The 24,344-nt window shown below is 53.0% G+C and carries 21 protein-coding genes; all 21 read right to left on the bottom strand.

Annotated elements, in window-relative coordinates; all coding sequences use genetic code 11:
• Window positions 1–3: 3 nt before the first annotated feature.
• Window positions 4–264, bottom strand: coding sequence for an HPr family phosphocarrier protein (locus NST96_RS00920; protein WP_003390251.1), 261 nt, complete (start codon window positions 262–264; stop codon window positions 4–6).
• A gap of 21 nt (window positions 265–285) precedes the next feature.
• Window positions 286–2,304, bottom strand: a complete 2,019-nt coding sequence (locus tag NST96_RS00915) for a PTS fructose transporter subunit IIABC (RefSeq protein ID WP_024983366.1) — start codon at window positions 2,302–2,304, stop codon at window positions 286–288.
• A 15-nt stretch (window positions 2,305–2,319) separates the two neighbouring features.
• Complete coding sequence (pfkB, locus tag NST96_RS00910; RefSeq protein ID WP_003390248.1) at window positions 2,320–3,234, bottom strand: 1-phosphofructokinase; 915 nt, start codon at window positions 3,232–3,234, stop codon at window positions 2,320–2,322.
• Window positions 3,231–3,986, bottom strand: coding sequence for a DeoR/GlpR family DNA-binding transcription regulator (locus tag NST96_RS00905; protein ID WP_024983368.1), 756 nt, complete (start codon window positions 3,984–3,986; stop codon window positions 3,231–3,233). The genes pfkB and NST96_RS00905 overlap by 4 nt, the downstream gene beginning before the upstream one ends.
• A gap of 205 nt (window positions 3,987–4,191) precedes the next feature.
• A complete protein-coding gene (gene spoIIE / locus NST96_RS00900; RefSeq protein ID WP_003390246.1) occupies window positions 4,192–6,669 on the bottom strand; it encodes a stage II sporulation protein E in 2,478 nt (825 codons plus the stop codon).
• 360 nt (window positions 6,670–7,029) lie between these two features.
• Window positions 7,030–7,395, bottom strand: a complete 366-nt coding sequence (locus NST96_RS00895; protein WP_003390245.1) for a S1 RNA-binding domain-containing protein — start codon at window positions 7,393–7,395, stop codon at window positions 7,030–7,032.
• A gap of 42 nt (window positions 7,396–7,437) precedes the next feature.
• Entirely contained in the window at window positions 7,438–7,749 is a 312-nt protein-coding gene (locus tag NST96_RS00890; protein WP_024983369.1) for a septum formation initiator family protein, read from the bottom strand.
• 20 nt (window positions 7,750–7,769) lie between these two features.
• Complete coding sequence (gene yabQ, locus NST96_RS00885) at window positions 7,770–8,339, bottom strand: spore cortex biosynthesis protein YabQ (RefSeq protein ID WP_003390243.1); 570 nt, start codon at window positions 8,337–8,339, stop codon at window positions 7,770–7,772.
• Window positions 8,336–8,620 carry a sporulation protein YabP gene (gene yabP / locus NST96_RS00880; RefSeq protein ID WP_003390242.1) on the bottom strand — a complete coding sequence of 95 codons (285 nt, stop codon included), beginning with the start codon at window positions 8,618–8,620 and terminating at the stop codon, window positions 8,336–8,338. The genes yabQ and yabP overlap by 4 nt, the downstream gene beginning before the upstream one ends.
• Window positions 8,621–8,842: 222 nt before the next feature.
• Window positions 8,843–10,915, bottom strand: a complete 2,073-nt coding sequence (locus NST96_RS00875; protein ID WP_342405207.1) for a copper amine oxidase N-terminal domain-containing protein — start codon at window positions 10,913–10,915, stop codon at window positions 8,843–8,845.
• A 264-nt stretch (window positions 10,916–11,179) separates the two neighbouring features.
• Window positions 11,180–11,854: a tetratricopeptide repeat protein gene (locus NST96_RS00870; protein WP_003390240.1), complete on the bottom strand. Its 675-nt coding sequence runs from the start codon at window positions 11,852–11,854 to the stop codon at window positions 11,180–11,182.
• A 147-nt stretch (window positions 11,855–12,001) separates the two neighbouring features.
• Window positions 12,002–12,295 (bottom strand): RNA-binding S4 domain-containing protein, encoded by a 294-nt coding sequence (locus tag NST96_RS00865; RefSeq protein ID WP_003390239.1) that lies wholly within the window; start codon window positions 12,293–12,295, stop codon window positions 12,002–12,004.
• 2 nt (window positions 12,296–12,297) lie between these two features.
• Complete coding sequence (gene mazG, locus NST96_RS00860) at window positions 12,298–13,779, bottom strand: nucleoside triphosphate pyrophosphohydrolase (RefSeq protein ID WP_024983372.1); 1,482 nt, start codon at window positions 13,777–13,779, stop codon at window positions 12,298–12,300.
• A 31-nt stretch (window positions 13,780–13,810) separates the two neighbouring features.
• A complete protein-coding gene (locus NST96_RS00855) occupies window positions 13,811–15,445 on the bottom strand; it encodes a polysaccharide biosynthesis protein (RefSeq protein ID WP_003390236.1) in 1,635 nt (544 codons plus the stop codon).
• Between the two features lie 188 nt (window positions 15,446–15,633).
• Window positions 15,634–16,176: a stage V sporulation protein T gene (spoVT, locus tag NST96_RS00850; RefSeq protein WP_003390235.1), complete on the bottom strand. Its 543-nt coding sequence runs from the start codon at window positions 16,174–16,176 to the stop codon at window positions 15,634–15,636.
• Between the two features lie 228 nt (window positions 16,177–16,404).
• Window positions 16,405–17,478 (bottom strand): peptidylprolyl isomerase, encoded by a 1,074-nt coding sequence (locus NST96_RS00845; protein ID WP_003390234.1) that lies wholly within the window; start codon window positions 17,476–17,478, stop codon window positions 16,405–16,407.
• 34 nt (window positions 17,479–17,512) lie between these two features.
• Window positions 17,513–21,061: a transcription-repair coupling factor gene (gene mfd, locus NST96_RS00840; RefSeq protein WP_342405205.1), complete on the bottom strand. Its 3,549-nt coding sequence runs from the start codon at window positions 21,059–21,061 to the stop codon at window positions 17,513–17,515.
• 200 nt (window positions 21,062–21,261) lie between these two features.
• On the bottom strand, window positions 21,262–21,492 hold the full coding sequence (locus NST96_RS00835; protein ID WP_003390232.1) for an anti-sigma-F factor Fin: 231 nt from the start codon (window positions 21,490–21,492) through the stop codon (window positions 21,262–21,264).
• Window positions 21,493–21,593: 101 nt separating this feature from the next.
• The gene (pth, locus tag NST96_RS00830) at window positions 21,594–22,169 is read right to left on the bottom strand and encodes an aminoacyl-tRNA hydrolase (RefSeq protein ID WP_031933419.1); all 576 of its coding nucleotides are present in this window, start codon (window positions 22,167–22,169) and stop codon (window positions 21,594–21,596) included.
• 478 nt (window positions 22,170–22,647) lie between these two features.
• Window positions 22,648–23,274, bottom strand: coding sequence for a 50S ribosomal protein L25 (locus tag NST96_RS00825; RefSeq protein WP_024983377.1), 627 nt, complete (start codon window positions 23,272–23,274; stop codon window positions 22,648–22,650).
• 109 nt (window positions 23,275–23,383) lie between these two features.
• Window positions 23,384–24,334, bottom strand: a complete 951-nt coding sequence (locus NST96_RS00820; RefSeq protein WP_003390228.1) for a ribose-phosphate diphosphokinase — start codon at window positions 24,332–24,334, stop codon at window positions 23,384–23,386.
• Window positions 24,335–24,344: the final 10 nt, after the last annotated feature.

Genomic DNA, 24,344 nt, shown 5'->3' with positions numbered 1-24,344 from the left:
TACTTATTCATGGACCGCTTCGAGCAGGCCTCCCAATTCCTCCATGGCTTGCTGCTCCCCTTCGCCATTGATTTCGAGCGTAATCTCGTCGCCTTTTGCCGCACCAAGCGTCATCAGACCCATAATGCTTTTTCCGTTTACCTTTTTCGTCCCTTTGATCACATTGATCTCGCAGGCGTAGGCTGTCGCCTTTTGGACGAACAGGGACGCAGGACGGGCATGCAGCCCGGTCGGATTTTTAATAGTAAAAGTTTGAGTCAACATCGTGATTCACTCCTTGTCCAGTTATTTGACTGCTTCTTTTTTCAAAAGATTGATCATCAGTGCCGTTACAATCGTACCGACCACAATCGACACTACGTACATTCCGGCATTGCCGATAACGGGGAGAACGAATATGCCCCCATGCGGTGCCGGCAGCGTGCACCCGAAGAACATCGACAGACCGCCAGCCACAGCCGAACCGGCCATCGTCGACGGAATGACGCGCGTCGGATCAGCCGCGGCAAACGGGATCGCTCCTTCGGTAATGAAGGATGCCCCCAAAACGTATGCGGTTTTCCCTGCTTGTCGTTCTTCGGCAGTAAATTTCTTCTTAAACAGCGTGGTTGCCAACGCCAATCCAAGTGGCGGTGTCATCCCTGCTGCCATGATCGCCGCATGCGGACCGAAGTTTCCTTCGGCAATCATGGCGATCCCGAACGTAAACGCCGCTTTGTTAAACGGCCCGCCCATATCGAAGGCCATCATCGCTCCGAGGATAACCCCGAGGATAACCGCATTTCCCTGGTTCATGTTCTTCAGCCAGTCGCTAAGACCCGTATTGATTGCCGCCAAAGGCTCGGAGATGACGTAGACCATGACCAGACCCGTCAGCAGTATCCCGAGCAGCGGATAAATCAGCATCGGCTTTAGCCCTTCCAAGGACTGAGGAAGTCCTGCAAACAGCTTTTTCAATCCGAGCACGATATACCCGGCAAGAAAACCGGCGATCAGTCCGCCCAAAAATCCGGCGCCGCTGGCAGCCGCCAGCATCCCGCCTACCATACCCGGCGCAAAGCCCGGACGGTCGGCGATGCTCTTGGCGATAAATCCGGCCAGGACGGGAATCATCAGTGCAAACGCCGTCCCGCTGCCGATGTCCATCAAAGCCTTGGCGAATGGATGGAAGGTAGGATCGTTCGGGTCAGACGCCTTGATTCCAAACATGAAGCTCAGCGCGATAATGATCCCGCCACCCACGACAAATGGCAGCATGTTGGACACGCCATTCATCAGGTGCTTGTAAAATGCGAATTGCTTTGCTCCCTTTTCTTCAGTGGATTCGGCGGATTCGCCATTCTGACCGCTGTTGCCCTCGAAGGTCCTTCCTTCTTGTTTGACTGCCCGATTCAACAGGGCTTCCGGTTGCCGGATCCCTTCGGCTACCGGCACTTCAATCACCACTTTGCCTTTGAACCGTTCCATCTCGACTTGCTTGTCGGCCGCGACGATAACGGCAGCGGCGTCCCGAATATCCTCCGGTGTGAGCTTGTTTTTAACTCCACCCGAGCCATTCGTCTCGACTTTGATGGGTATCCCCAATTCTCCGGCCTTTTTCTTCAGGGCATCGGCAGCCATATACGTATGCGCGATTCCGGTCGGACACGCTGTCACTGCGACCACCTTTGGCCGTGCCGGGAGCGAATCCCCGGTTTCGCCAGCGGGGATAGCATCTGGCGAAGCCCCCGCTTCGGCGCTGTGCACCGCAGCGTTTTCTGCTCCGGCTTGCCCTGTTGTCTGGCTGCCCGTTGATTCGTCCGCTGTTGTTCCGTCTGACCCCTGCGCGCTGTTGATCTCCCGCTCCTTGACGGCGATGATCTCCAACACCTCTTCCTTTGAACCGGCCGCCATCAGCCGCTTGCGGAGGTCTTCATCCATCAGCATCTGGGAGAGCAGAGCCAGCGTTTCCAGGTGGGCCTGGTTGGCATTCTCCGTTGCCGCAATCATGAAAAACAGATGGGCTTTGGTTCCATCAAATGACTGAAAGTCGATTCCCTGTTTGGAAAAGCCAAACGCGATGCTGGGCGTCTTCACAGCCGCTGTCTTTGCATGCGGTATGGCAATGCCTTCGCCGATACCTGTCGAGCTGAGCGCTTCTCGGGCGAGAATAGCTTCTTTCATCCCGTCCCTGCTGTTCAATCGCCCCGCCTCATCCAGCTTGGCGATCAACTCGTCCAGGACTTCTTCTTTTGTTGAAGCCGCAAGCGATAGGATAATGGTATCTTCTTTGAGCAAATCCCCAATGCGAATCTGATCAGACATATGTGACCCCCCTTATCATTCCACTCTGCTGATGGTTATCTTCGGAGAAAACGCTTTGATTTTCTCGTGTGTGCAAAATCCTTCCGACAAGGCTGTGGCGCTCCCCGCCGCCACGGCGAAGCGGAATGCGTCTTCCAGCTCCATGCCCTTTTCGTATGCGTACAAAAAGCCGGCTACCACAGAATCTCCGGCACCGATGGAATTAACCGGGTCCTGCTTCGGGATACGGGCCGCAAAAGCCGCCTTGCTGTTGACAAAGACAGCGCCCTGTTCCGCCATCGAGACGATGACGTTCCGGGCTCCCGCCTCAAGCGCCTTTTTTCCGTAAAAAATGGCGTCAGCCGGCGACAAAATGTTCACCCCGAACAATTCGCCCAGCTCGTGATGATTTGGCTTGATCAAAAATGGCCGCTCCGCCAAGCCGTCTGCCAGCGCTTTTCCGCTCGCGTCCAGAAAAATGCGGACACCCTTTGGTACCAGACGCTTCATGATGGCTTGATAGATGTCATTCGGAACCCCGCGTGGCACGCTGCCGGCCAGAACCAGGCAGTCTTCATCCGTCAGTTGGTCAAGCCGGCCGTGCAGCTTGGCCAGCGCTTCTGCAGGAATTTCCGGCGGAACTCCGCTAATATCGGTCTCGACATGGGCCTTGATTTTGATGTTTAGCCGAGATTCCTGTTCGATTTTGATCAACTCGTGCCGGATACCGTCCCGCTCCAGTTGATCAGCGATAAACGCTCCTGCGAAGCCTCCTACAAACCCCAGGGCCGTACTGTCCATTTCCAGATTGCGAAGCACCTTGGACACGTTGATGCCCTTGCCTCCCGCAACCTTCCTGTCCTTTTGTGCCTTGTGAATCTGTCCCTCTTCCCAAGAGTCAATCCAGACGTGATAGTCGATCGAAGGATTCAAGGTCACTGTATAAATCATGCTTTCACCACTTTTAGTTGTGTCAGTTTTGCGTATTCCCGCTGTTCCTCATCGGGCAAACCGTCATCAGTAATGACGGTGACGCGATCCATGTCCCCGACTTTGGCAAAAGTCACGCGGGAAAACTTGTTTGAATCGCACAGAACAAAGCACTCGTCCGCGTAGTGAAGCGCCAACTGCTTGACATACGCTTCATCCGGGTCGGGAGTGGTCAGTCCGTGCTTTTTATCGATCCCGTTCATGCCTAGAAAGCATTTGTCGAAACGGTATTGGCTGATCGTATTGACGGCATCTCGGCCCACCAGCGACAATGTAGCCGCTTTCATTTCACCGCCGAGCAAAATGGTCTTGATCTTCCGCTGGCTCAGTTGCAGCGCGATGTCGATTCCGTTTGTCACCACGATAATATTTTCATGAGGAATAAAAGCGAGCATCTGGTAAGTCGTTGTTCCCGCATCAATAAAAATAGAATCGCCTTCCTCGATCAGGCTTGCGGCATATTTGGCGATGGCCACCTTTTCTTTCTCGTGCTTTACCGCTTTTTCTTGAATGGAGGGTTCTTCGATCTTGCTTTGCAGCAAAGCCGCGCCTCCATGGACGCGCTTCAACAGGCGCTGTTCCTCCAGGTCGCTGAGATCCCGCCTCACCGTAGACTCCGATGCGCCGGTCATCTCCACCAGCTCAAGAATGCGGACAACACCCTTTTCCTTGAGTGCCTTCAAAATCATTTCATGACGTTCCGGGGTTAGCATGACAACCTCCTTTCCTCCGTAGCAGAAAAGAAAAAGCATGATGCTGTTACATCTCGATTATAATCCAAAAAACGATCATAAACAATCACAATTAATCATTATCAATCAGAAAACACAACGAAATCTGTCATGTTCTTTCAAAACAAACCACAAAAAAGGCAGCTTGCTCGAATCAGCAGCTACCTTATCTATTCCCTAGAACTCCTTAACTCACAATTCTCGGCCGCTCCAGCTTGGGCATCCCGTGTACCTGGATCGACGACCATTGCGGGACAAATCTGTCAATTCTCGCCACCAGCACAGTCATATCGTCGACGATCTGGCCGGAGTGCTGCCGGATCACGCGCTCCAGCAGCAGATCGGCTACTTCCTGGGGATCATTCGTCTGAAATTCGGAAAGGATCCGCTTCATCCAGGCCTGGCGATTTTCGATATGCCGTGGTGCCTCATAGATTCCGTCTGACATCATGATCAAAAGGTCGCCCGGCTTCAAGGTGCGGGAGACGACATCGACCTCGATATCCTCCAGAATGCCGACCGGCAGGTTGTTGGCCGTTATCGTGATGACATCTGATCCGCGCTTGACGAAGCTCGGTGTCGATCCAATCTTTATGAATCGGGTATGGGCCGTTTGCAGGTCAATCAAAGCCAGGTCTACCGTTGCAAACATTTCATCCGTGGAGCGAAGCGCCAAAACGGAGTTGACAGTCTTGATCGACAGCTTTTCATCGATGCCCGAACGAAGCAGTTGTTGCAGCATGTCCAGAGCGGACTGACTCTCCAGAAACGCCCGCTCGCCATTGCCCATTCCGTCGCTGATCGCAAGCGCCATCTTGCCATTCCCCAAGTCCATCGTCCGAAAGCTGTCTCCCGATAGCAGCTTCCCGTCCTTTGCGGCTCCCGCGATGCCGATGTCGACCTCGAACGTTTTTGCCGAAGCGAGGCACATCGTGCAGCTACCGTCCTTCTGCGCCTCACAGTGCCGCTCTTTCACCACGATGTTCTCGCCTAAAATTTCCGTCAGCATCGGCGCGACGATCTTGGCGCACTCGTCCCTTCCATAGCAGGTAGGCTGGCTGATCTCAATGTCAACCTTCCCTTCCTCCAAATTGTGGATCTCCACCCGCCGCACAGACAATCCCAATCCCTCCAGCGCCTGGGACACCTGTTTTTCCTGCAGGCTCAGCTCCATCCCTTCGCGCTGAATCTCACGGGCAAAATCGCTCATGACCCGCGATACTCCGGACAGTTGATCCGCCACCAGCTTGCGGCTTTCCTTCACTTGCTTTTTCAAAAGCTCAAACGCCAGCTGACGATCGTACTCCTGCTCCATGACGGTCATCACTTTTTCCGTTTTGACGCACTTTCTCTCCCAATCCCGCGGAGGGGTGACATGGGCGAGCGAGCCGGTCTCCTGCAGCTTGTCGATCATCCAGCGCATGCCTTGATAGATCGCCTCCGGATCCTTTTCCCAGCACTGCTCGCGCTTCCAGCATTTTTGGCAAGTAAACTCGGTCACCCGGCTCAAAAATGCATCGGCTTCTTCATCGCGTTCTTCCGTATCGGCGGCCGTCTGGGCAAAGCTGCGGGACAACTGGGTAAACAGCTCGGAGAACTGCTGGATCTTGCCAGCCGTCACATCGCGGACACGCCGCATGTACTCTTGATGGGATTGCAGATTTTCTGTTGTCCCCGGAATAAAGCGCGAGACGTTTTTCCATACGCTGGCCGGAGTCAGCAAGAACAAGATGATCGCAAGGCCGGTCTCAACCAGTGACAAATAGAGGGTTTCTTCCGCTCCGCCGTAAATGGCCAGGATGGCTGTACCGATCAATAATCCCGCAGATACGCCAACCTTGCCGCCTTCTTTCAACAGGCCCGCGAGCAGACCGGAAAAGGCGAGCAGATTGATTTGCATTAACGCGCCTACATTTGCCAGGCTGAGGATCAGGCCTGTTACCACCCCGACCGCGGCCCCGATCGTTCCTCCCCCGGCAAAAGCAAACAAGAGAAGCAAATACCGCGACAGGACGTGCTCCATGGAGAGGCCTTCAACTGTCCAGTTTACCGTGCCCGTCATCAATGAGGCGAGCAGGATCACCAGTGAGACGACCTCTTCGCTTTTCAGGGGCTCATACGGTTTTGCCAAATGGATGATGGACAAGGATTGGATAAAAATCAAGGTGAGGACAAAGCTCAGCACCGACTCTACCGCCACCATAACCAGCTTGTAGGTCGTTACCTGGTTGGTGATGGCGTCAAACAACAGGTGGCTGGCAAAAACCGTGATCAGGACAAACAGAGGAGTCCTGGAGAAGTCTTTGCGCCGCAGCCGCTCGCTCCATTTGCAAACAGCCAGTGCCAGCGCCACGCTCATGACGGCCTGCAAGCCCATCGGAACGGTATGGGTAAAGGCCCCGAAAACGAGAGCAACCCCACATGCGAGGATGCTATCCTTGCGTAGGTAGTACATGACCATAAAATACGGAACGATAAAGGGAGTCAATTCCTCCAGGATCAAAGCTCGTCCCAGTAAAAAACCCATCAGGAAGGGCAGCAGCTTCCATTTCTCGGCTGTTTCTGCAATGCGTTCTCCCCATGTTCCCGTTGCGGCATTCCATTGCTCCGAAACCCGCCTCGACCACATGTTGCCTGTACTGGTTACGTTTTTATTTATCATCATCTTGCTACACCACCCCGTTAACGTATTCAATGGTTCCCATTATACGGAGGCAGTGCTGTAAAATTTGTCAAAAAACCAAGGCGTATTCCTAAAATCGTGCGACAAAATCATTGACGCAATTGGCCCCATTAAACTTGGCTTCGACAAGCTTTTTGCCGAAGCCATGGGATGAATTGCTTTGGATAAAAAAAAGAACCGACGTTTTGGCGGTCTACGTCGGCTGACAGGTGATTCGCGCTTAGCGAAACGGGCTTGTCATTATAGATTCGTCATCGTTTTGAAATGCCCTTCCTCATTCTCTCGTCATTTTGCGCATTTTTGTAAATAAGAAAACTCGCAATACTCAGACATTATTGCAGGTCAACGGCCCCGCCCTCTCTTGTCCCTTTTCTTCCTGAGAGCTGTCTGACGGTCTTCACTTTCCTTGATAAACCTGTTGAGCTTGTCTTCAAATCCTTCTGCCCGATCACGCATATGTCGGGGAGACCTTTCTTTATCCTGCGCTTTTTTTATCGAAAGACCGATTTTTCCGTCACGGATATTCAGCACCTTGACGGTGACCTTGTCTCCAAGCTTGAGATGATCGTTAATGTCTTTTACGTAAGTGGACGCGATTTCACTGATGTGAACAAGCCCCGTTTCTCCACCGGGCAATTCTACGAAAGCACCGAATTTTGTGATGCCTGTCACTTTCCCTTCCAGTTTGCTCCCTACTTCGACTCCCATGGACGTGAAAGGCCTCCCTTTGGTGAAGATATCCCTGAACGTCTACTCCGGAATCACGTATATACTTTCGCCCGGCTTTGTATAAAAGAATTGCTTTCGTGCCAGCTCTGCGATGTAATCCTGGTCGTATAGGCGGCTTGCCTTGTACGTCAGTTCCGCTTGCTCGGCCTGAACGGCGTTCATTTCCTGCTTGAGAGCTTCGAGTTCGGCTTTCTTTCCGGCCAGATCCTCGCTTTGCACATAAAGCGTATAGCCGGCCCAAACAAACAGGCAGAGGACGAAGAAGAGAACAAGGCGGATTCTCCGCTTTTGTCCCTTTCGATTATTCACTTGAGGGGGGGATACGGTTCGCATGTTTGCCACCTCGATTGCTGTTACTTCTGCTTCTTCCCGAATAACCATTTCTTCCAATGACTCCGAAACCCTGCCCATTTCCCGAATATATTTTTCCCCAATTGCTGACCCCATCTGGCAAAAGGAGACGTAAGCGTGCGAATGATCTTCCATCCATAGCCGAAAATGGTCGTCACAATTGTCAGCAGAAAAGTGACCAGCATGAAAACCAATTTATACAAAAGCAATACAGGGCGGACGATTAACGTATTGATTATTGCTACTATGGTTCGATATAACCACCGTATGAATTTTATCACGGCGTGAAGAAATTGCACATACTTCTTACTGCCTATGACAAAATACACCCATGCTCCGAGAAGCATGCCGATGAAGATGGGCAATCTGACAATCCCGTCATTTACCCGGACGAGGACCCAAAAGACGACACCCATGCTGCCTACCCAGAACAAAATGTCGAGAAAGAAGGTCACCCAAGCCGGAAGCCTGCCCTTTCCTGTGAATACGTGATACGTATCATACCCCATCCCCATTAAAGCCCCACAAACCGACATGGCCAGAACCGTTTGCAGCTGAACCGCGATACTCACTTGAATAACTTCCCGAAGAATCCTCTCGACCGGTCTGTAGCCTGCCCTTGCTCCAGATAAGCCATTTCGTGTACCAAGCCCTCAATCGCCACTTCACCGGTCTCCAGGCTCAGGTTCTTCATATGCAGGTTCTGTCCACGTATGGTTAAAAAGCCGCCTTCCGTTTCCAAAAGAAACTCTTCACTATCAAAGCTCTCGACGTTCTTCACACCGGAAATCGCCAAACTTCGGCGATTGATCATTACGACTTCGTGACGTGGCCGCTTCACGTGGTCGTTCATCGTTTTCGCCCTCCTCACGGTACCTCGTTCTTGTACCATAAATATGGAGGGGGATGTCCTTTTAGAACAACAAGCCTTCACGATTGTCGAGCTTCTTTCCCGGGACAAGAAAAAAAGAGGGGTATCCTCCGGGCCTCTGCCGAAAGATACTCCCCTTCCAGATGATTGTATTGCTGCATGAAGAGCCGGTTGCATCGATGCGGCCCTGTCATGTTGGAGGTTTTATTTAAATACTGCGTAGCTGCCGTTGTTGTAGGAAATCTTGTACTGCAACTGATCCAGCACAAAACGGAGCGGAACGACTGGCACGTTGTTTCTCGCTTGCACCGCTACCGGCAAGGTAACGGCTTTTCCATTGACCGTCGCAACGTTGGAGCCTACCTTGAATTGAATCGTTTTGCCATTGCCCACGATCTTGGCGGTGGTATTGGTATACGTGGTCGAGACACCCAGACCGTCACGGAAGAACGGCGCCGGCATCAAGGTGTGGCCATTTACTGCAAATGGCGCTGCCGGCAGGGCAATTTTCTTGCCGTTTTTCATGAATGAACCGACGCTCGCCTGGAAGGTCACGGAATTCGGCGGTACGACATTTACCGGGCGGGCAAACAGCAGGCCCGGCTCTTCGGAAGAATACACGCCAATGCTGTAGACTCCTCCTGCAGCCGGCGTGGCTATTCCGGCCGTCTCCAGCAGATTGATGTTCACGCCAGATCTCGCAGGGATGTCCTGCGACGGAACGATGATCAGGTTTTGCCCGCGAACGCCGACAAACGCTGCCGCTACGCCGTTAACCGTTACCGTCTGTGGAGCGATGTACGCCGGCACACGGAAACCGACCGGCAAGACGATCTCGACAAAATCCCTGTTCCTGACCAGCGGAACGCCGAGCGATCGGATCGCCACCTGCATGCCAGTGACCGCTTGCGGAGTCGTTTTGCTCAAGGTCAGCGTAGCTGTGCTGTTGTCGACTGGCACCGGCGTTACCGGATTCGTCGGATTTGTAGGATTTGTAGGATTTGTCGGATTGGTGATCGGAGCCCCGTAGATTTCAAAGCTTTCCGAGTAGTATTTTCTTCCGTCAACAGTCACGACAATCTCATAAGAGCCCGGCGTATTCGGGTTGCGCAGGAAAGCATCGTAGCCAAACTCGATATTCAGCTTGCTGCTGCTGCCAAAACCGCTTGGCGTACGGAACGATACCCGGCTGCCGTTGACGCCGAGCGACATGACCTCTGAGCCGTTTACTTTCACGTTCAGGTTGGACAAGACCGGCGGGACCATCTCTGCTCGTGGGAAGTCGACCGTAACGAGCGTATTGGCATACACCTTTTCGTTCAGGCTGACGTCAAAGCTGTAGCCGGTGCGCGCTCCTACTCCCTTGTCCGAAAGCTTAACATCAAACGCTTTCTTCTTGCCGCCCTTTACTTCAAAGGTTTTGGACTCATAATCCCTGTCGTTGTAAGAAACCTTGTACGTGTACTTGCTGCCTGCGGAGGACGGGTTTCTGATTTCAGCCGAAGAGGAAAACTCCAGCTTGATATAATCGTCACCGTCTGCCCCTTTCGGTATCTCGATTCTGATCGAGTCGCTGTCAGTAATCCGTACGTCATCCGCCTTCGATCCGTTTACCTTCACATCGGAGTTGTCGATCTTTTTGGGCAGCATGTCCTTGTCGGGAAAATCGACGTAGATGTATTTGCCCTTTTTCAATTTGTCCGACTTGGACAGGCTGAATTTACCCAGCGTGATCGAAGTGGTTGCGCCTTCCTCGTAGTTGCCCTGGCTTACGTCAAAATCCTTGGAGCTGCCCTTGGAGGAAGAGCTTTTGCCGATCGTGATGTCTTCGTCGTCGTAGCTTTCCCGGTTTGTTTTGACCTTGATCGCATAATCGCCTTTTTTCGACGGGTTGACGACCCTGTCGATGTAGAGAATAAGCCCGGTGTCCGCTTTTATTTTTTCATCGACCGTTATTTTTATTTCTCTGGAACCTACGTCGACCTTATCGATGTCGACCTTGCTCTTGTCGTCATCCTTTAGGGTGACGTCGGATTCCCTCACTTTTTTCAGCGAGTACCCCGAAGGAAATGAAACGGTAATCGTGTCTCCTCTTTTCAAATCCTTCTCGATTTCAAATTCAATTGTATATTCGGTTTCTTCATCCGTATCTGTATTGTCGGCGGATACATCGTCCACGGACAGTGCATAAGCCGCCATCGGGCTCATGGCTAACGGTGCTGTCAATACCGTGGCTGCCATCAGCGCAGCCAGACCTTTTTTTGCGCTTTTGTGCATCACAAACGCCTCCTTTTCCATGCAACTCTCTCCATCATAGGAAAAGGCTAGGGAAAAATCGTTACAAACAGGTAACGATTTGTTAACCGGCGTCTCCTGTTCGCTTCCCGCAAGGTGCGGCATGGTGCGGTAAAAAAGCAGTATGCCCGAAATGCCCATTGCCAGGCAGCGACATGGCCTCAGCACCAAAGTAAAGTAAAAAGATTGCACACTTTCGCAGTCTTTTCGTGATCCTGGCATTTGTGGGATCAGCTCTCGTTTCTGCTAGCCCATGCCCTTTAACCATGAGAGCAATGCCCAGCGCCTTTCTGTCCGTCTCTTGTACTTGGGCAACCCCCGGTATACGTCTACGGCTTCCCTGTATGCCTGCTTTGCCTTTTCCTTTTGCTTCAGGTCTTCGTAGAGCTTGCCGAGCTTGTAATACACCTCAGCCGATGACTTGTGCATGCCAGCCAGCTCTTCCAGATAGGAGAGCGCTTTTTCCGGCCGGTTCTCCTTGGCAAAAGCCTCCCCCAAACGCAAATACGGCTCGCCGTATTTTACCCGCGGATTCAGCTTTAGAGCTTGCAGCAGAGTCTCTTCCCCTTCCGCGATCCGTCCTGTTTTCAACAAGCACGCACCCCGCTCGCTGATGTACTCCGCCGACTCCTGCATCACTTGTGATATTTGATCCAGATAGTCCAGCGCCTCTTTGTACTCCCCTTTTTCCATCAAAAGGCGAGCTGCCTCCATCTTGGCAGATGAGTCATGCGGGTTCAGCTGGAGCGTCCGCTTGAGAGCTGCCAGGCGCCGATTCCGCCGAAACGGCTTGGTGACATCCGGAAAAAGCCGGACAAAGCGCATATCCAGTACATAGAGAACGATCAGGATGATCAGAATTGCCACGAACGGGTTTCCCGTTATCCACCACAGCAAAGAAAACAGCATCACTTTTCCCACGGTCTCATTCCTTTGCGTCTCAGATACTCTTTCTATCTACTAAACTATACGAAGTTTGCAAATAGGTTGTCAAATCATGGCAAAAAAGAGGACGACCTTCAGCCAGGTGTCCTCTTTTCCGATTCAAGAGAGCCGGGCTTTGGCCCGCTATCCCTTCAAATATTCGTTTTCTTCTTTTTCGTCACGCGGCACCGGTACTTCGCCGATTACGGAGTAGAGCGTAGCCGCCTCTTCCTTCCGCGGATTTTCCTTGATGTCTTCCACCTTTACCACCACGATCTTCTGTCCGAAGCGGATAGCCAGCTTGTCGCCGATTTTTACCGAGCTGGATGCCTTGGCCGGGCGGTCATTGATCTCCACACGCCCCTGGTCGCACACGTCTTTAGCCAGTGTCCGCCGTTTGATCAATCTCGATACCTTGAGGTATTTGTCCAGTCTCATTTCTATTTCTCCCCTCGTCCCATGCGTTTTGCTTCCTCCCACCACTTATCCATCTCTTCGAGGCTGGTGTCGTCGAAGCTGCGTCCCGCTTCTTGCAGCTTTTTCTCGATGTAGGCAAAACGGCTGGTAAATTTCCGGTTGGTCAGGGCCAGCGCTTCTTCCGGATCAAGCCCGAGGAAACGGGCCAGATTGACGACCGCAAACAACAGATCGCCCAGTTCACCGGCGCGCTCTTCTTCCGGCGCTGTCCGCAGCTCCTGATATTCCTCTTCGATCTTTTTGTACACATCGGCGACATCGTCCCAATCAAAGCCGACCTGAGCTGCTTTCTTCTGCAGCTTGTAGGCGTACATCAGAGCAGGCAAATCACGGGGGATGCCGGCCAGCTTGGACTGTCGGTCCGGATCGATCCCTTTTGCCGCTTTTTCCTGTGCCTTGATTTCCTGCCAGTTGGCCAACGCCTCTCCGGCATCATCGGCGCTCTTGTCGCCAAAGACATGCGGATGGCGGCGAATCAGCTTCTGGTTTAGGCCGGCCACGACGTCATCTACCGTGAAATACCCCTCTTCGGCAGCCATCTGCGAATGGAGCATGATTTGCATCAAAAGGTCGCCCAGCTCCTCGCACATGGCGTCCGGGTCTTCATCGTCAATCGTTTCCAAGACCTCGTAAGTCTCCTCGATCAAATTCTTGCGGATACTTTGGTGGGTCTGCTCCCGATCCCAGGGGCAGCCCTCTGGACTGCGCAGCGTGGCGACAATGTCCTTGAGGAAAGAGAATTGCCGGTACAAAACGGCTTCATCCTTGGCCTGCGGTACGTAGACCAGCGTCAAATTGCCGAAGTGATCGAGCCGGTCGAGCTCGTACAGCGGCACCGTATCGATCCGCTCCATGTCTTTGACGCCTACAGCCGTCGCTACCGTCACCGGATACTCGTCCGGCAGCACCTCCATCAGCGTAAGCTTGACCTCGGAGGCAACCAGCTTATCGTACACCTGTGCAATGATCGTATGTAGGCCGGGGTGCACCTGACCGGCTTGCAGAGCCGTACCATCCAGCAGGGCGAATCCCTCGATCGGATCGATGCGCAGCCGGGCGAACAGCGGGTCCAGAAAGCTCTGTCCGCCCCCAACCTCGATTTGAACGCCGCGGCCAGGCCCCTCTTGCAGCAGCAGTTGAACCGTACGCTCCGCGACCAGCGGATGCCCGGGAACCGCATACACGACCTCTTTTTCCTCGACCGCTTTGGCCAGCAGTGTTTCGGCAATCTCTGCATATACCCGGTCAAAGCTGCCGTGCCGCTCGTATATATCGTCAAATGCGGTGTACGCAACCTCTCCCGCCAGCTCCGCTAAAACAGGGTGCTCACTGGTCCGTACATACAAGTGGCCGGCTTCTTTAAGCGTGCGATACAGGCCGTACGGCAGCTGGTCGAGATCGCCTGCGCCGAGGCCAACAACGGTAATCGTACCTTTTGGATTCATCAAGGCGCGTAGCCTCCTTCTTTCAAGTGAACTATTTGCGCAAAAGCTTGAGACGAACGAGCAAAGAGGCGATGCGCTCACCCTTTGGCAAGAAGCGGATGTCGGCCTGCGTCAGACCGCCTGTTTTGAGCAAAGCGACGAGATAGACTGCACCGCCCGCCGCTACGGCAACCAGGCCGACAATTGTATGGAGTATCCGATTGGATCCGACAACGCCCTCCAGCAGGAACAGCATTCCCCACTCCACGACTAGCACGACAACGGCCATCGCCAAGACCGATAAAAACGGTCTCCACGCGATCCGCTTAAGTCCGATCCGGGCTCCGGTATATTTCCGCACAGCCAGCACATTCAGTCCCATCGCAACGAAATACGCCAGTACGGTCGCGGCAGCGGCTCCGGAGATGCCCCAAAGCGGCACCAGAGCCAGGTTGAGGACCAGCTTGACCATCACGCCGATAAACAGGTTGCGGGCCGGTCTCATGACTCGCCCGAGCCCTTGCAGGATGCCCGCGCTGGCAATGCTCAAGGTAGCAAACAGGATCGTAAAGGATTGAATCGCCAGGGCCTGGGTGCCTTTATCGTCACCGTACAGCATGACGTTGATCGGTTCGGCCAGCAGTGCCAGACCGAAGGACGCCGGCAGACCGAGCAAAAAAGTCAGGCGGATGGCGACTTCCGACCTTCCCGCAATGACCCGCTGCTGCCGCTGGGCGACAGCTTCACTGATCGCCGGGACAAGCGCGAGCGACAGCGAGGTGGCAAAAAACGTTCCGAATTGAATCAGCGGCTGGCTGCGGTCGAATGCCCCTTTTAAAAGCTTGGCCCCATCTTCATGCATGCCGCTCCACTGCAGCATATTGACGACGGTCAGCGAATCGACCAGGGGAACCAGCGGAAGCACCAATGCCCCCAGGCAAATCGGCAAAGCGTAATAGAGCAAGCTCCGAATCACCTGACGGTTGGACCAGCCTGATCGGCTGGACTGATCCTCACCGGCCACGGATAACGGTCCCGTCTGCTTGTCCTTTTTCCAGTACCACAGCAGAACGAGAACGGCTGTAACCGCTCCGGGAAACGCCGCAAATACAGCGCCTGTTCCGGCCAGATACGCGTCCTGGTATGCATTCATCGCCCAGAATGCCGCGATCAGGATAAAGATGACCCGGACCAGCTGCTCCATCACTTGGGACACGCCGGTTGGCATCATGTTTTGATGTCCTTGAAAATAACCGCGCAAAATAGCTACCATCGGTACGAGCGGAAGCGACCAGGCTACGGCCCGCAGCGGTTGTGTCAAATGCTCATCACCCATGAACCGCGCGATCAGACCCGCTCCCCCGTATAGCAACGCAAAGAAAAACAGACCGAGAATCACCAGTGTGATACTGGCTACGCGAAACGCCTTGCGCGCTCCCGCCGCATCACCGACAGCGATGCGCTCGGAGACTATTTTGGAAATGGCAATCGGAAAGCCCGCAGTAGCTAAAATCAACAAGGTCGTATATAACGGGTACACCTGCATATACACATACAAGCCGATGTCCCCGGCAATGTTTTGGTACGGAATCCGGTACACCGCACCCAGCAGCTTGGAGACGAGACCAGCCGCTCCCAAAATCGCGGCGCCTTTCACAAATTGTACGGATGCCTTTTCTTGAGCCATGTGTGTGAACGTTCCCCTCTCCAAACACAAACTGCGTACATTATACCACAACCATCTCTCCACAAAAAAATCGCCATGCACCCGGGCCCTTTGCGGGATCAGGCCTGTATGAACCCTCATTCTCGGTGCTGAAAACACCCGCACGCGCATAGAAAAAACAGCCCCGCATCGAGGCTGTTTGGGTCAGGCTATTGCTCCATTTGCTTGGCCAGGAAACCTGCTGCGGTTTCTGCCATTTTTGTTTCCAGATCGCCCATTTTCGTCGTCTCGCTTTTGGTGAGGAGAATGACCGACCCGATCGGGTCGCCGCCAGCTACGATCGGGGAAACCACGAAGGAACCGTAGTTCTCGCTGTAATCGCGACAGATTTCGTAAGTACCCGCGTTTTTCTCCAGGCGCGTTTTTCTTTCCTCCAGGCATTTCTCCACAATGCTGCCGATTGCTTTCTCCATGTACTCCTTTTTGGATGCACCCGATACAGCAATGACGCTGTCGCGATCGGAAATCAGCACGGTATGGTTCAAGCTCTCATACAGAGAGTCCGCATATTCCTTGGCGAAATCACCCAGCTCGCCGATCGGGGAGTACTTTTTCAGGATGACTTCCCCGTCGCGATCCACGAAAATCTCAAGCGGATCACCTTCACGAATGCGCAGTGTACGGCGAATTTCCTTTGGTATCACGACCCGACCGAGGTCGTCAATTCGACGAACAATACCAGTTGCTTTCATGTCATGTTGCCTCGCTTTCCTGAGAAGTGGGTTGTGACTAAGTTGGTGGTTAGCTGTATTTTTTCCTCAGATTCTCATTTTAACTACGGACCATCGGCTGCAACATTTTCCAGCTTGTTTCTGTACTCTCCCCCGGGCGGTAGCGAGTGACTATAGTATTCACCCGGACTTCAAATATATGCGAGAAAACGAAAAAACAGGGAACCCTGGGGTCCCCTGTTTTGCCGATTAAGACGCTGGTTTTGGCTGTGGAATATTGTACTTCGTAATCAGCTTGTCCAGCTCTTCTTTGTTAAATTTGTCGTACTCCTGCTCCAGCATTTTATTCTGCAGCTCAGGCTTCATTTCCTCGAATGTTCTTTCCTTGCGGCTTTCCACTTTCATGATGTGGTAGCCGTAAGAAGTCTTGACCGGGTCACTGATCTGGTTGAGCGGCAGCTTCAGTGCCGCTTCTTTGAACTCCGGCACCCACTGGCTTACATCGGCGTTTTCGTACAGACCGCCGGTTTCCTGGCTGCCTGGGTCGTCCGTGTTTTCCTTCGCCAGCTTCGCAAAGTCCTCACCCTTTTTCAGGCGGGCCAAGAGGTCGTTGGCCACTTTCAAGGCTTCCTCCTGGTTGTTGTTGTGCTTTTCAAAGGAAACCAGAATGTGACGGACGGAGGCAACGGTAATGGATTCTTTGTCCAAGCCTTCGTATTCCTTCTTCAGCTTGGCGTCATCAATGCCTTTTCTCAGCACGGCCATGGAATTGTTAATCAATGCCATTTGCTTGACGACTGTGTCCTTGTCGATTGCTTCTTTTTCCATCAGCTTGGCAAACTTGGACTCGTCTTTGCCGAGCAATCCCAAGTACTGTCCTTTGAGATTTTCAAAGGTCTTTTCCGCAAGCTCTTGAGACTCTTTTTCCATCGCCGCATCTGCCCGGGAAGCGAGAATCTTCGTAGCCGTATACTCACGGGCAAAGATTTTCAGCGACTCCTGATCGGCGCTTTCGATCATAGCCCCTTGCATCGGGTTCAAGAAATTGATCACACGCAGGAACGTCTCGAATTCTTGCGCAGTCAACTCTCCACCCTGATACTCCACAATAGCGGTTTTGGGATCAACCGAATATGGCAGCGTCAGTTTTTTAAACTGGTCGAGCACATCATCAGACTGGGATGCCTGTTCACCGTTGTTCGCAGGTTGCTGTGTTTGATCAGCCGGCTTCGCTGCGGAATCCTTTTCCGCTGCTGAGCCACACCCGGTCAACAGAGATACAGCCAGTACCGCTGATGACAATAAAGCAACAGATCGTTTCATTTTGGTTCTCCCTTCTCAAGGAAGCCCGTCACCATCAGGAAACGGGTCTTTCCGTATTGGTGTCTTTACGCACCAAATGAAATTGTCGGAGCAGCTTTTCGACGAGCTGTATGCCCTCGTCTTCTCGTAACCCCTTTACTTTAACAGTTATGGTGATCTGTTGTCCACCCGACAAGCCTACCCGTCTGCTCCAATTGCTGGCAAGAGCGAACAACGCACCGCCATCAATATTGTTGTTCTGGCTCGGGTGAAAGACCAGTTTGATCTCGTCCGGATTTTTCTGGCTGATCTCGGTAATCCGATGCTCCAGGGCATATACCCGCAGCCGGGAGATGGTCAGCAGGTTCTCAACCGGCTTGGTTAACGGTCCAAAACGGTCCAACAGTTCTTCCGCCAAATCATCCACATCCTCCAGTGACGATACGGCGACAAATTTTTTGTACATCTCGATTTTTTGCCGGCTGTCGGTAATGTACATGGACGGGAGATAGGCATCGATTTGCAGGTTGATCTCCACCGGAGAAGCCGCTTCCTGCTTCACTTCCCCTTTCAGCTCATCGATTGCGTCTTTCAGCATCTGACTGTACAGGTCAAACCCGACAGAGTTGATAAAGCCATGCTGCTCGGCCCCGAGCAGATTCCCCGCACCGCGAATGGACAGGTCGCGCATGGCAATTTTGAAACCGGAGCCCAATTCGGTAAATTCCTTGATGGCCTGCAGACGCTTTTCCGCCACCTCTGTCAGCACCTTATCCCGCTGGTAGGTGAAGTACGCGTAGGCGATCCGGTTGGAACGTCCGACACGTCCGCGAAGCTGGTACAACTGGGACAGACCCATCTTGTCCGCATTGTGAATAATCAGCGTGTTCACATTGGGGATGTCCACCCCTGTTTCAATAATCGTCGTACTTACCAGCACATCGTAGTTGCCTTCCAAAAAGTCGAGGATGACCGTTTCCAGCTCGCTTTCGTTCATCTGTCCGTGAGCTACCGCGATACGCGCATCGGGAACCAGCATGGAAATTTGCTCGGCCATCTGCTCGATCCCCTGGACCTGATTGTAGAGGAAAAATACTTGTCCGCCCCGGGCCATTTCCCGCTCGATCGCTTCCCGAACAAGCGCCGGGCTGTACTCCATGACATAGGTCTGTACCGGAAAGCGATTTTCCGGAGGTGTTTCGATGACAGACAAGTCGCGCACACCGAGCATCGACATGTGCAAAGTCCGCGGGATCGGTGTGGCCGTCAATGTCAGAACATCGACATTGGTCTTCATCTGCTTCAGCTTTTCTTTGTGGCTGACCCCAAAACGCTGTTCCTCGTCGACGATCAGCATGCCCAGCTCGCGGAACTGAATGTCCTTGGACAAGAGGCGATGCGTCCCGATGACGACATCGACCGTACCTTCCTTCAGCCCTTTCATCGTCGCGTTTTGCTCCTTGCGGGAACGGAACCGGCTCAATACCTCCACCCGTATCGGGTAGTCGGCAAAGCGTTCGCGGAAGGTTTCGTAATGCTGCTGAGCGAGGATCGTTGTAGGAACCAGCACGGCGACCTGCTTGCCGTCCATGACTGCCTTGAAGGCTGCACGAATGGCCACCTCTGTCTTTCCGTAGCCAACGTCTCCACAGACCAGACGATCCATCGGACGCCTTTTCTCCATGTCGGACTTGACCTCGGCAATGGCCCGAAGCTGGTCAGGCGTCTCCTGGTACGGAAACATTGCTTCAAACTCGCGCTGTTCCGCAGTATCGCGGGAAAAGGCATGGCCGACCGCTGCTTCGCGCGCGGCATACAACTTGATCAAATCCTCGGCGATGTCTTTTACGGATGACTGTACCTTTGTTTTGACGCGCTTCCATTCGCTGCCGCCCAGGCTGTAAATCTTCGGCTGGCTTTCCTCGCTGGCGACGTATTTTTGAACATGGTCAATCTGCTCGATCGGAACAAACAGACTGTCGCCGCCCGCGTATTGAATATGAAGGTAATCTTTATGAATTCCGAGTATTTCTTTCGTTTCTATCCCTAAATACTTTCCGATCCCGTGATTGACATGAACGACGTAGTCTCCCGGTTTCAGCTCCAGGTAGTTTTTGATCCGCTCCGCGTTGGTGATCGCCTTTTGCACCTTGCGCGCTTTCCGCTGCTTGGCAGTAAAGACCTCGCCCTCCGTGATGACGACCAGCTTGTTTAACGGAAGCTCAAAGCCCGTTTGCAGATTCCCCAAAATAATGGTCGGCCTGCCCGGCGGAACGGTTTCCACCTCATCCGTCAGCAGATCGGCTTCCATCTCGTAATCGTGCAGCACACGCTCCAGCCGCTTTGCCCGCTCCAGATCGGCAGCCACGAACACGATCTGGTCCTGCGACTTTTTCCAACGGGTCAGCTCTGTTTTCAGAACATTCATTTGCCCATGGAAATTTTGCATGGTGCGGCAGGTCAGGTTGACGATGTTTTGCGGCTGGGTCTTGGGGGCCTGACGCAGAAACAGCGACAGATACACAATTTGGCGCTTCTTGGAGGCGACGGTCTCGTCATACGAACGGGACAAGGTCAAATTCGCCATGAACTCCCCTTCGGCAATTCGGCCAGTCAGCCACTCTCCTTCTTCCTTTTGCAGTTGTGCAGCTGTATCCAGCACACGCGACGGTTCGTCCACGATCAACAGCGTGTCGGACGGCATGTAGGAAAGCAGCGTATCGTTCGCCGGATAAATAACGGAGATGTACGAGTACAGATGGGCAAAGCGCTGTCCCTGCTTCAGGCGCTCAACGTCTCCGCCGATGTATTCCACCACTTTTTCTTTTGCAGCCCCATCCTTCAGCTTGGCGACAGTCTCTCCCAGCTTCTGCTCCAGGCGGACAGCCGATTCCTGCAGCAGTGCTGTGGAGGCGATCATTTCTTTCGCCGGGCCGATGGTATAGGATTGGATCGATTCCAGCGAGCGCTGTGTAGCCATATCAAAGGTACGGATCGAATCGATGTCCACATCAAACAGCTCGATTCTCACCGGCCATTCCGAATCGATCGGGTACAGGTCGATAATTCCGCCGCGCACGCTTAACTCGCCTTTTCTCTCCACCATGTCCACTCGCTCATATCCGAGCTCGATGCATCGGAGCAAAAAGGCGTCAATGTCCAATTCTTCTCCTACGTTCAGTTCGATTTGCGCTTCCTTCCAGACATGAGGCGGAACAGCAAGACGGCGCAAACCGGCAAACGGCGCAACCAAAAAACCCGTAAAGCCTTTGGCCAAACGGTTGCATACATGAATGCGCTGTGCCAGGATATCGGGACTCGCGATCGCCAGCTCCGATCCGATCAACTCGTTTCCAGGGTAGAGCAAGACGTCATCTGGAGGAACGAGCTCGATCAAATCCTCGTACACCTTTTGCGCCTGAAACATGTTATGGGTAATGACGCAGACGGGACGGTCGCTCATTTGCTTCAAGGCGACCATTAGCGCTTGTCGCGCAGAGCCAGCCAGTCCGGAAACGAGCTGCTCGTGCAGCCCTCTTTCCAGACCAGCGACGATTGTCCCGACATTGGCGTCCTGTTTCATCGGGTTAATGATGACTTGCATTCACTAGTCCCCTCTCAGGTTTTTCTGTGTCGAAAATCTGGTTTCGCCAAAATCGGCAGTGCATTGGATTTTCCTTTTGCGGGCGGTCGGCGAGGCAGATCAGATGCTGACCATGCCGCCACCAGTCGACCATGCGAAAAGAAGCCTTAGCTCATCAAGCCAAGGCCTTGTATTTGCAAGCCTTCGAAAGCGTTTCCCCTTTATTGAAGCGGGTTGCCAACAAGTGAGAGCTCCGGGTTTAATTGCAGCGCGTCGCGGCAATACCCGCACGTGATGCTCACAACCGTGTCTCCCCCTAGTTCTTTGGATATTATAAGAGCACGCTCTTCTGCGGTCAAGGAGTTCAACCCCAGTTGTTCTTCCGTCACTCTGGTTTCGTCAAATTCCGCAATCCTCGCTCCACAGCAGCGGCACTCGTAACGAATGCTCATTCACGCATACCCCCCAGTCATTCCTAGGCTTAGTATGACCGGGGGAGTGGAAAAACATACTAACGTGTCAACTCTTGTAGAACCGGCGAGAAAAGCCTTGCCTACCCTTGTTTTTTGGAGACGTTGTACTGGTTCATCACTTTTACAAACGGCTCTTTTGTCCACATCGCCGCTGCCGCAGCAGCCAGCTCTGCAGCTTCATCGATCAAGGGGCGCTCTGCCGTAGAAAACGGATGAAGGACATAATCGCTGACGCTCCGTCCCGGCTCCGGGCGACCGATGCCGATTTTGATTCGTTTAAACTCTTGTGTACCCATATGCAAAATCAACGATTTGATTCCGTTGTGGCCGCCGGCGCTGCCTTTTTCCCGCAAGCGGAGTTGTCCGGGCGGCAAGTCCAGATCGTCGTAAATAACGACGACATCTTCCGGAGTGAGCTTGTAAAATTTCAAGATTTCCGCGATGGATTCGCCGGAGAGATTCATGTACGTCTGCGGCTTTACCAGGAGCACCTTTTCCCCTTCGATCCGTCCCTCGCCGATGAGTGCGCGGAACTTGTTTTGCACGACGGGAATGCCCCATTTGTCATTAATCTTATCTATGGCGATGAAACCGGCATTATGTCTTGTATCTTCATATTTTTTGCCGGGGTTGCCCAGTCCGACGATCACTTTCACGCTTGTTCCCTCCTCGTTCTTCTCTTCATTGTACTAAAACATAGGGCGGAACAAAAGGAACGGGGGTGCCTTTTCATTTGCGCTTTGGCCGGGACTTTGGGGGGAGGAGATGAAAAAGGGAGAAAAATGCTCGGGTTCGGTGGGACACTTGCATGGGGTCGGCCTGTCCGGCTTTCTTTCCCAAGCGGAACCGCGTCCAAAAGCAGCCTGTTCGGGGATGTTTCTCAGAGTTGGACGCGAAAAACGGTTCCGCTTGGAAAAGAAAGCCTGGGAGGTGTCCCAAAGACCCTCGCTTTTTTCTCCCTTTTTCATCTCTACGGCTATTCCTTTTACCGGAGCTTTATTAGCAAATTCAAAGGAGAAATAGAAGGATAGGAAAAGAAAACAAACCTTCAATCCCACTGCACAAGCGGGTCGAAGGCTTGTTTTCTTTGTTCATTGTTCATTGTTCACCGTTCATTTTTCATTATTCGTTGTTCTATACTTTCTTCGCTTCCTCGGTCTGGGCCTTGGCATCCTCAGAGACCGCTTCGGCAGCCTGCTCGGCGTCGATCGATTCATCTGATTTTGCTTTCACAGGCAGGACACTGATGACGACTTCCATCTCGTCCAATGCCAGATCGACTGTCGCAGGAATATCCAAGTCTTTTACGAGGACGACATCTCCGATCTGCAGTCCGTCGACATTGACTGTGAACGATTCGGGGATGTCGCCGGGGAGGCAGGATACCTCCACGCTGTGGCGCACCAGAGTAGCGACGCCCAGCTCGGGATCTCCCGTCATCAGAATCGGTACGCTCGTATGCACCTTTTCATTCATATTGATTTGCTTGAAGTCGGCGTGCAGGATGTTTCCCATCACAGGATGGCGCTGCAGCTCGTAAACCATCACGGTATGCTTGTTTCCGTTTATGACCAGTGTAAACGGTTTGTTTGTCGTTTGCTGGCGAAGGGCTTGGTCGAGGACACGTCCTTCTACCTGAATCGACAGGTTGGGGGTTTCCGAACCGTAGATCACCGCAGGAATCCATCCCTTTCGCCGCAATTCATTGTTCGTCTTCGCGGTCTCTCCCTTGCGACGGATCATCGCCTGAATTGCTTCCACAAAAAAACCTCCTCTGGCAGCTAGATTAGAAGTTTCTTCCTTCTAGCTTGTCCAGTGGAGGTCTTTTCCATCCCCATGCAGTGTTCAACGCCTAGATCACGTCAGGCTTCTAGTCAAACAGCTTGCTTACGGAAAGTTCTTCGTGAACGCGGATAATCGCTTCCCCAATGATAGGCGCAACCGACAGGACCTTGATTTTGTCAATCATTCGATCCTGGGTCAACGGAATCGAATTGGTTACGACCAGCTCGCTGATTTTGGAGTTGGCAATGCGTTCGATAGCCGGGCCGGACAAGACCGGATGCGTGCAGCATGCGTAAACATCTTTTGCACCCGCCTCGATCAAGGCACTTGCCGCCAGTGTAATCGTACCGGCCGTATCGATGATGTCATCGATGATGATCGCCGTTTTGCCTTCAATGTTACCGACAATGTTCATAACTTCCGCGACGTTTGGTTCCGGACGGCGCTTGTCAATAATCGCGATCGGAGCCTCCAGACGCTCTGCGAGTCTGCGGGCGCGCGTGACACCGCCGTGGTCAGGGGAGACGACAACAATGTCCTTCAGCCCCTTCTCGGAAAAATACTTGCCCAAAATGGGTACACCCAGCAAATGATCAACCGGAATATCAAAGAATCCCTGGATCTGGGTCGCGTGCAAATCCATCGTGATGACGCGGTGAGCACCGGCTGTTTCGATCAGATTGGCTACCAGCTTGGCAGTAATCGGATCGCGGGCGCGCGCTTTGCGATCTTGGCGAGCGTAGCCGTAGTAAGGAATAACCACGTTGATGCTCTTTGCCGAAGCGCGTTTCAAGGCATCCACCATAACCAAAAGCTCCATCAGGTGCTCGTTTACAGGAGCAGATGTCGGCTGAATGACGAATACATCACAACCCCGAACACTTTCGTTCAATTTGATTTGACACTCGCCATCACTGAAGCGAATCGCCTCCGAATTGCCCAGAGGAACGCCAATATGCTCGGCAATCTCTCTTGCCAGCTCCCGATTTGCATTACACGTAAAGACCTTCAGTTTGGGGTCGCGGTAATTAGCCATTATCTTTCAA

Source organism: Brevibacillus sp. FSL K6-2834, from assembly GCF_038592925.1.
GTDB classification, from domain to species: Bacteria; Bacillota; Bacilli; order Brevibacillales; family Brevibacillaceae; genus Brevibacillus; species Brevibacillus borstelensis.
The sequence above is the reverse complement of the archived record's forward strand: the minus strand, read 5'-3'. Positions and strand labels throughout refer to the sequence as shown.

Excerpts from the sequence above, each read along its gene's own strand:
- NST96_RS00920 (WP_003390251.1), bottom strand. The coding sequence starts at position 264 with ATGTTGACTCAAACTTTTACTATTAAAAATCCGACCGGGCTGCATGCC.
- NST96_RS00915 (WP_024983366.1), bottom strand. The coding sequence starts at position 2,304 with ATGTCTGATCAGATTCGCATTGGGGATTTGCTCAAAGAAGATACCATT.
- pfkB (WP_003390248.1), bottom strand. The coding sequence starts at position 3,234 with ATGATTTATACAGTGACCTTGAATCCTTCGATCGACTATCACGTCTGG.
- NST96_RS00905 (WP_024983368.1), bottom strand. The coding sequence starts at position 3,986 with ATGCTAACCCCGGAACGTCATGAAATGATTTTGAAGGCACTCAAGGAA.
- spoIIE (WP_003390246.1), bottom strand. The coding sequence starts at position 6,669 with ATGATGATAAATAAAAACGTAACCAGTACAGGCAACATGTGGTCGAGG.
- NST96_RS00895 (WP_003390245.1), bottom strand. The coding sequence starts at position 7,395 with ATGGGAGTCGAAGTAGGGAGCAAACTGGAAGGGAAAGTGACAGGCATC.
- NST96_RS00890 (WP_024983369.1), bottom strand. The coding sequence starts at position 7,749 with ATGCGAACCGTATCCCCCCCTCAAGTGAATAATCGAAAGGGACAAAAG.
- yabP (WP_003390242.1), bottom strand. The coding sequence starts at position 8,620 with ATGAACGACCACGTGAAGCGGCCACGTCACGAAGTCGTAATGATCAAT.
- NST96_RS00875 (WP_342405207.1), bottom strand. The coding sequence starts at position 10,915 with ATGCACAAAAGCGCAAAAAAAGGTCTGGCTGCGCTGATGGCAGCCACG.
- NST96_RS00865 (WP_003390239.1), bottom strand. The coding sequence starts at position 12,295 with ATGAGACTGGACAAATACCTCAAGGTATCGAGATTGATCAAACGGCGG.
- mazG (WP_024983372.1), bottom strand. The coding sequence starts at position 13,779 with ATGAATCCAAAAGGTACGATTACCGTTGTTGGCCTCGGCGCAGGCGAT.
- NST96_RS00855 (WP_003390236.1), bottom strand. The coding sequence starts at position 15,445 with ATGGCTCAAGAAAAGGCATCCGTACAATTTGTGAAAGGCGCCGCGATT.
- spoVT (WP_003390235.1), bottom strand. The coding sequence starts at position 16,176 with ATGAAAGCAACTGGTATTGTTCGTCGAATTGACGACCTCGGTCGGGTC.
- NST96_RS00845 (WP_003390234.1), bottom strand. The coding sequence starts at position 17,478 with ATGAAACGATCTGTTGCTTTATTGTCATCAGCGGTACTGGCTGTATCT.
- mfd (WP_342405205.1), bottom strand. The coding sequence starts at position 21,061 with ATGCAAGTCATCATTAACCCGATGAAACAGGACGCCAATGTCGGGACA.
- NST96_RS00835 (WP_003390232.1), bottom strand. The coding sequence starts at position 21,492 with ATGAGCATTCGTTACGAGTGCCGCTGCTGTGGAGCGAGGATTGCGGAA.
- NST96_RS00820 (WP_003390228.1), bottom strand. The coding sequence starts at position 24,334 with ATGGCTAATTACCGCGACCCCAAACTGAAGGTCTTTACGTGTAATGCA.